The organism is Streptomyces sp. NPDC101194 (assembly GCF_044767885.1).
Classification (GTDB): domain Bacteria; phylum Actinomycetota; class Actinomycetes; order Streptomycetales; family Streptomycetaceae; genus Streptomyces.
The window spans coordinates 26,425-32,424 of record NZ_JBIWOS010000017.1 but is presented as its reverse complement, the minus strand read 5'-3'; the positions used below and the strand labels follow the sequence as shown (position 1 = coordinate 32,424).

The 6,000-nt window shown below is 71.5% G+C and carries 7 protein-coding genes; 5 read left to right on the top strand and 2 right to left on the bottom strand.

All coding sequences use genetic code 11. The features are described 5' to 3' along the window. Positions 1-198 precede the first annotated feature (198 nt). From ACIRP2_RS37170 to ACIRP2_RS37150, 5 genes are all read left to right on the top strand, one after another. Complete coding sequence (locus ACIRP2_RS37170) at positions 199-966, top strand: glucose 1-dehydrogenase (RefSeq protein ID WP_404258197.1); 768 nt, start codon at positions 199-201, stop codon at positions 964-966. Positions 967-1,266: 300 nt separating this feature from the next. Continuing rightward, positions 1,267-2,751: an MFS transporter gene (locus ACIRP2_RS37165; protein ID WP_404258196.1), complete on the top strand. Its 1,485-nt coding sequence runs from the start codon at positions 1,267-1,269 to the stop codon at positions 2,749-2,751. Further along, positions 2,748-3,125, top strand: a complete 378-nt coding sequence (locus ACIRP2_RS37160; RefSeq protein ID WP_404258195.1) for a DUF2255 family protein — start codon at positions 2,748-2,750, stop codon at positions 3,123-3,125. Before ACIRP2_RS37165 ends, ACIRP2_RS37160 begins: the two co-directional genes overlap by 4 nt. 64 nt (positions 3,126-3,189) lie before the next feature. Further along, positions 3,190-3,855, top strand: a complete 666-nt coding sequence (locus ACIRP2_RS37155; protein ID WP_404258194.1) for an SDR family NAD(P)-dependent oxidoreductase — start codon at positions 3,190-3,192, stop codon at positions 3,853-3,855. Next, on the top strand, positions 3,855-4,391 hold the full coding sequence (locus ACIRP2_RS37150) for a cyclophilin-like fold protein (RefSeq protein WP_404258193.1): 537 nt from the start codon (positions 3,855-3,857) through the stop codon (positions 4,389-4,391). The genes ACIRP2_RS37155 and ACIRP2_RS37150 overlap by 1 nt, the downstream gene beginning before the upstream one ends. A 656-nt stretch (positions 4,392-5,047) precedes the next feature. Here ACIRP2_RS37150 and ACIRP2_RS37145 read toward each other — a convergent pair. Further along, positions 5,048-5,542 carry a hypothetical protein gene (locus tag ACIRP2_RS37145; RefSeq protein WP_404258192.1) on the bottom strand — a complete coding sequence of 165 codons (495 nt, stop codon included), beginning with the start codon at positions 5,540-5,542 and terminating at the stop codon, positions 5,048-5,050. Next, the gene (locus tag ACIRP2_RS37140) at positions 5,539-5,706 is read right to left on the bottom strand and encodes a hypothetical protein (protein WP_404258191.1); all 168 of its coding nucleotides are present in this window, start codon (positions 5,704-5,706) and stop codon (positions 5,539-5,541) included. The genes ACIRP2_RS37145 and ACIRP2_RS37140 overlap by 4 nt, the downstream gene beginning before the upstream one ends. Between the last annotated feature and the right edge of the window lie 294 nt (positions 5,707-6,000).

Genomic DNA, 6,000 nt, shown 5'->3' with positions numbered 1-6,000 from the left:
CCGGGGGGCCCCCCGGGGCCGGGGGGGCCGGGGGAAACCCGGCCTTGGCGGGGGGGCCCCCCCCCCGGGGGGGGGGGGGGGGGTGGGCGGGGGGGGGGGGGGGGGGGCGGGGGGGGGGCCCCCCCCCCCCCCTCCCGCCCCGCCACACATCAATCGCTGCCCCGTCGATCCCCGATCGTTGAACAGGACCTTTCGCTGATGAACCCCACCTACGACTTCACCGGGCAGGTTGCCCTGGTCACGGGCGCCGCCTCCGGCATGGGTCTGGCCGCCGCCCGCGGCTTCGCGCAGGCCGGCGCGGCCGTCGTCCTGGCCGACCTCGACCGTGCCGCCGCCGAGCGAGCCGCCCAAGAACTGTCCGACGCCGGCCACCAAGCCCTCGGTATCGGCTGCGACGTAGCCGACGAGGGGCAGGCCGCCGCCATGGTCGCCCGCGCGGTGGACACCTACGGGCGCCTGGACATGGCCTTCAACAACGCCGGCATCCAGTCTCCGCCCTCCGACGCCGCCGATGAGACGGCCGAGGACTTCGACCGCGTCAACGCGGTCAACCTGCGGGGCATCTGGACCTGCCAGAAGCACGAACTGCGGCAGATGCGCGCCCAGGGATCCGGCGCGATCGTCAACTGCTCCTCCCTGGGGGGCCTGGTCGGCCTGCCCGAACGCGCCGCCTACCACGCGTCCAAGCACGGCGTGATCGGCCTGACCCGCAGCGCCGCCGTCGAGTACGCACCCAAGGGCATCCGCATCAACGCCGTGTGCCCCGGCACCATCGACACTCCCATGGTCGCCGACATGCTCCAGGGGCAGGCCGAGGCCATGGCCGAGATCATGAAACAGCAGCCCATCGGCCGACTCGGCACCGCCGAGGAGGTCGCCGCCGCGGTGCTGTGGCTGTGCAGCCCGGCCGCCAGTTTCGTCATCGGCGTCGCTCTGCCCGTGGACGGCGGCTTCACCGCCCACTGACCCCCAGCTCAGGTGGGAGCTGAGCGTCCCGGCGTTCAGTCCCGCCCCTGGCCGGGGCGGCAAGCCCTCCGCCCGAGCCCCGGGAGACCGCCCGCGAACCCGTCCGTCACTGGTGCCATGTGCCCCGAAGCGTCAGGGGGGCACTGCCGGTACCCGGCACAGCAGTGTCTTCCCCGCAGGCGTGGTCAGCGGTTTGCTGAAACTGGCCGCAGCACGAAGGCCCCACGCCCCTCCCCGTGGGCGCGGCGCCGCGCTCACCCCGGGCGTCCGCCGCGCCCGCACCTTCCAGGAGTCTCCCCCATGCCCCTTACCGCTTCCCGCTCCGCCGAGGGCACCGCGCCCGTACGGCAGGGGCACCCGGCGGCCGCGCTGGGCGCGGCACTGCTGGGCTTCTTCGTGATCACCCTGGACGCGCTGGTCGTCAACGTCGCACTGCCCGCGATCCGCACGGACCTGGGCGGCGGCATGACCGGCCTGCAGTGGGTCCTCGACGGCTACACGCTGATGCTCGCAGCCCTGCTGCTGTCGGCGGGGTCCCTTTCGGACCGCATCGGCGCCCGCCGCGCCTTCGGTCTCGGGCTGGCCGTGTTTGTCGCCGCGTCGATGGCCTGTGGGCTCGCCCCCACTCCGCCGGTGCTCATCGTGGCACGGCTAGTCCAGGGGGCGGGCGCCGCGGCGATGATGCCCACCAGTCTGGCGCTGATCCGCGAGGCGTACACCGACCCGGTCCGGCGGGCACGGGCGGTCGCGCTGTGGGCGGTGGGCGGTGCGGTCGCCTCGGCGGCCGGACCGGTCGCCGGGGGCGCGGCCAGCCTCATCAGCTGGCGGGTGATCTTCTTCATCAACCTGCCCGTCGGCCTGGTGGCGCTGCTCCTGCTGGCGCGCACCGCCCGCTCCCCGCGCCGTCCGGTCCCGATCGACACGACGGGGCAGGTCACCGCCGTGATCGCGATGGGCGCGCTGACCTTCGCCGCGATCGAGGCCGGCGAAGGCGGTCTCACCCCCCTCGTGTGGGGGGCGGTGCTGCTCACGCTGGTGGCCGTCGCGGTGTTCGTGCGGGCCCAGGCCCGCGGGCGCCGACCGATGGTGCCGCTGGAACTGCTGCGCCGCAGCACCGTGGTGATCTCCTGCGCGGCCGGGTTCGCGTTCATGGCCGCCTTCTACGGCATGGTGTTCCTCTTCTCCCTCTACCTCCAGCAGGAGCGCGGGCTGTCGCCGCTGGCCACCGGAGCGGCGTTCGTGCCGATGACCGCCTTGTCGGCGTTCATCAACCCTCTCTCCGCGCGGGCCGCCGAACGCCTGGGGCCCCGTGTTCCCATCGCGTCCGGCCTGGTGCTGATGGCCGCCGGCCTGATAGCCCTGGCCGCGGCCCCCGCCTCCACGCCCACCTGGGCGCTGGCGCTGCTCATGCTCCCGGTGGGCATGGGCGGACCGCTCGCCATGCCCCCGGCCACCGCCCTTCTGGTCAATAGCGTGCCCGCGCACCAGACCGGCACGGTCAGCGGTGTGTTCAACACCTCCCGCCAGCTCGGCGGCGCCCTGGCCGTCGCGGTGTTCGGCGCGCTGATCGCCCATCAGGCCCCGATGCTCGCCGGCGTGCGCACCGGACTTCTTCTGGCCGCCGCCATCGCGGGCAGCGCCGGCATCGCCGCCTGTTTCCTGCGCTCCCACCCGCAGGACGCGTCCGGCACGGCAGCGGAGCCTGGCCCCGCGACGAGCCCGCGGAAAGGCTTTCTCCCCCATCCCGCCCAGGCACCCCGCACCGCGAAGGAGACCAGCCCATGACCACCTGGAGGCCCGCGACACTGCACCAGATCGCCGACGCCGACGAACTGCACATCGCCCCCCGCAACGCGAGCGGTCTTCTGCGCAGGCCCACCACCATCTGGGTGGTGGCCGACGGAGACGACCTGTATGTCCGCTCCTGGCGCGGCACCGAGGGCACCTGGTGGAACGCCGCCCGCACCACCCGCACCGGGCACATCAGCGCGGGCGGCGCCGAGGCCGACGTCCTCTTTGCTCCCGTTGACGACCCGGCGGTCAACGACCGCGTGGATGCCGCCTACCGCACCAAGTACGGCCGCTACAGCGGCTACGTCGAACCCATGGTCAGCGAAGCAGCCCGCGCCACCACCCTGCGTCTGACGCCGCAGACCTGACTTGCCGAACCGGCCCCGCCTCACTGGTCGGAGGCCCGGCTCACCACCCACAAGGAGTCCCCTCATGACCACCTTCGCTCTCATCGGCGCCGGACCGGGTCTGGGCGCCGCAGCCGCCCGGCGCTTCGGCCGTGAAGGCTTCGAGATCGCTCTCATCTCCCGCAGCGCCGAACACCTTGGCGCGCTGGCCGCCGGCCTCCGAGGCGAGGGCATCCACGCCGCCGGCTTCCCCGCCGACGTCCGCGACCCCAAGGCCCTCACCGCGGCCCTGGACGCCGCGACCTCCACGCTCGGGCCGATCGAAGTCCTCCAGTACAGCCCCGTGCCCCACAAGGACTTCATGAAGCCCCTCCCGCACACCGCACCGGCAGACCTGCAGGGCCCGCTGGAGTTCTCCCTGTACGGTCCGATGACCGCGGTCGCCCAGGCCCTGCCTGACATGCAGCGACTCGGGCGCGGCACGATCTTGTTCGTCAACGGAGGCAGCGCCGTGCAACCGCACCCCGAGCGGGCCGGCACCTCCATCGCGTTCGCCGCGGAAAGCGCCTACGCCCGCATGCTCCACGCCACGCTGGCCCCCGAGGGCGTGCACGTCGCCCAGCTGATCATCCCCGGCGCGATCACTCCCGCAGACCCCCACACCGACCCCGGCCTGCTGGCCGACACCCTCTTCAACCTCCACACCGAGCGCGGCGGCTTCCGGCACTACGCCTCACCGCTGGAGACGTGATGGCCCCCGCCCGGCCGGGCGGGGGCCGCCGCCAGGTGGGCGCGGTCGTGACGGCCGGAATCCTCACGATGGGCGGGTGCACCGGCGCCGTCGACGAGAGGGAACCGGAACCGCGCGTCACCAGCAGCCCCGCCGGCCGTGCGCCCTCCGCTTCATCCACCGCACCCGAACGGGAAGAGACCGCCATGAACATCCGCCTCACCACCGGCACGGGCAGCTACGACGCCACCCTCAACGACAGCGCCGCCGCACGCGACTTCGCCGACCTGCTGCCGCTGCCCCTCACCCTCAGGGACTACGTGGGCACCGAGAAGGTCAGCGACCTGCCCGAGAAGCTGTCCACCCAAGGGTCCCCCTCGGGCACCGCGGCCCGGGCCGGCGACATCACGTTCTACGCCCCCTGGGGCAACCTCGCCATCTTCTACAAGGACTTCCAGCACGCCGAGGGCCTGGTCAAGCTCGGCGAGATCACCAGCGGAATCGAGGACTTCGCCCGCCCCGCCGGCGAGGTCAGCGTCACCATCGCCGCCGCCTGACCGGCCCCCCCCCCGACCTGCCACCCGTCCAGAAAGGTCACCGCATGGCACGCGTTCTCGTGCTCGGCGCCACCGGAGGCGTCGGCAGCCGTCTCCGAGTATCGGGGGATCGCTGAAGCCGTCGAACGTCGCATCGATCGGGTCCTGGCCGGAGAGCGGTGACATTGGCGTTCCGGCTGCACCCGCTTCCCGCCTGACGGGCACTCGGGAAGAAAGTTCGGCCGCTGCTCCACGCCTCGCGCGCGTTCGAACAGTTCTACAACTTCCATCGGCCGCGTCAGGGCATCGCGAATGCCTGCCCGCTGTATCCATTGCCCATGCCGATCACTGATCCGGACGAGATCGCCCGCCTCGACATACGCTGCCGCGATCGCCTTGGCGGGATTCTCCACGAGTACCGACATGCCGCATGACCTCAATGGGTGACGTTTTCGGCAAGGGCAACGTCCTGGAGATCAAAGCGGACACGGGCGACGGCTTCTGGGTCGACACCACCTACCACCTCACTGCCGCCGTTTCCTGACACCGAAGCAACAGCAGTAGTTGGTAGGGATGCTGTTCCTCGCCTGAGAATCTGGCCGCCGCCGGCCCCCAGCGGCTACATCGACGGTTTGCGCGCCATCACCCGCAGCAGGGGCTTCAGAAGGATCACCAGGTCAGTGGCAAGCGCCCTTGCTGAAGGTTGCGTGGGAGAGGTAGAACGCGAGCATCCCCGGGTCGGGGGGCGGCAGGTTCTCGGCCCCCGGGAAGACTACGGGGGGCTGCTCGTCCAGGGTCAGTGTGATGCGGACGCAGTACACCGTCTCGGTGTCCTCAGTGCTGACCGTGTAGCCTCCGCCCTCCTCTTCACGCGTGTCGACGCCGTGCCCTGGCCCGATGCCGCTCTCCCGGATCGCCTCCGCGATCAGGAAGCCGTGGTTGCCCTCCAGGCTTGTGTAGTGCCGTTTGCCGCCTAGATCTTGGACGCCCTTGCGGACGGCGTCGCGGAGTTCGCCCTCACTCCACGTCGACTCGGCCTGCATACCGAACAGCACGCCGAGCGCGACAAGCGGCGTGAGGATGATGAGTGCGAGACCAACCGGGTTGCGGTGGTTGTAGACGTATCGGCTGGTTCCCAACTTGCTCCGGATGAAGACGGGTTCTTCGCTCAACGTGCTGCCTGCACACCGCCGATGGGCGCTGCCCAGGCATCTGCCCGGAGCGCGAGCTTCGGGGCATCGGGGCTCTGCGGGGGCACGCTCTCAAACGGTCCGTCGAACTCGGCTTCGGCTCGGTTGACGCGGGCCGAGAATCTGCGGTGAGGTGCGGTCGTCATGGCAGCACTGTAGTGGTGAGGGTGATCACATCGGATATCCCGTCGATTTCCGAGGCGACGGCTCAGATACCGCGATCATGCCAGGCCAAGCGCTCGTCGGCCGCGAACGCTCAGGCTGGCCACGTAGAACGCTGACCGGCCAACTATGGCGCTCAGTCACAGAACCGGGCTGCCCGGGGTCAAACCCGGCCCCCTTGTCCAGCTGACGACCCGAAGGCTGGCCCCGGCAGCCGACCCCTTGTCCAGGTCCGCCACCGCACCGCGTACGGTCGCGTTTCCCCTCGTCCGCGCTCG